This window comes from Treponema endosymbiont of Eucomonympha sp., from assembly GCF_001028545.1.
Map to the genome: position 1 here is coordinate 1 of NZ_BBPW01000224.1, position 978 is coordinate 978.

Below are 978 nucleotides of genomic sequence, written 5' to 3' on the forward strand. Positions count from 1 at the left end.
CAGCGGACGCATTCGCCGTATCAATTACGTTAGGCTTATCCGTAAAGAAACCAACAGTACCGGAAATGTTGCTGCCGGGCATATATTTTGGTTTATTTCAGGCAGCAATGCCGACAATAGGATATTTTTTGGGAGTTTATTTTGCAAATAAGATTCAATTTTTGGACCATTGGCTCGCATTTGTTTTACTCGGATTTATTGGAGGAAAAATGATAAAAGACAGTGTATCAAAAGAACATGAAGAGAAAAAACCGAACGGATATTCTTTTGGTTTTGCAAAAATGTTTGTTTTGGCATTTGCGACCAGCATTGACGCATTGGCAATAGGGATAACCTTTGCTTTTTTTAAAATAAATATTTTTATGACAATACTAATAACAGGCATAACGACATTCACTATATCAACGCTCGGCGTAAAAACAGGCAATATACTGGGGGAAAAATTTAAATCCAGGGCAGAATTTACGGGTGGAGCAGTTCTCGTTATACTTGGCATGAAAATATTACTGGAACATTTGTTTTTTCAATAAAAAAACCCGCCGCTTTGCGACGGGGTTTTAAACCCACGCATAAATAATCTGCATCTGATAAGGACTTATTTTTTTTTGAGCCATGCAGGCTTCGAACCTGCGACCCACAGATTAAGAGCAGGGGCAATACGCTATGCAATGGTATTATTATAGGATGCTTTTTGCATTTTGTCTATACTTTTTTTGCTTTGTTTATCGCTGTTTTTCTGTCGATATTCTATATAAAGACAGAGTGCGCATCTGTGGGTCGTGCGCGTAAATCTATGTCTATCATAGATTTACTCTCCTGCGGCGGTGCGGTGTGAGAAAATACGGTGAAAAGGGCGGTTTTTGCAGTCTGCGGGGAAGTCGCCGGGGCATAAAAAAACCGCCGCGCTGTGTTGCCGCGGCGGGCGAAAACCGTCTTCAATCCGCTGTCAATCGTATCATAATAAGCCATAAGTGCATC

The 978-nt window shown here is 40.6% G+C and carries 1 protein-coding gene; it reads left to right on the forward strand.

Annotated elements, in window-relative coordinates; translation table 11 throughout:
• Window positions 1-530 (forward strand): manganese efflux pump MntP (locus AWU74_RS06130; protein ID WP_062328574.1); only part of this gene is annotated, 530 nt, incomplete at its 5' end.
• Between the last annotated feature and the right edge of the window lie 448 nt (window positions 531-978).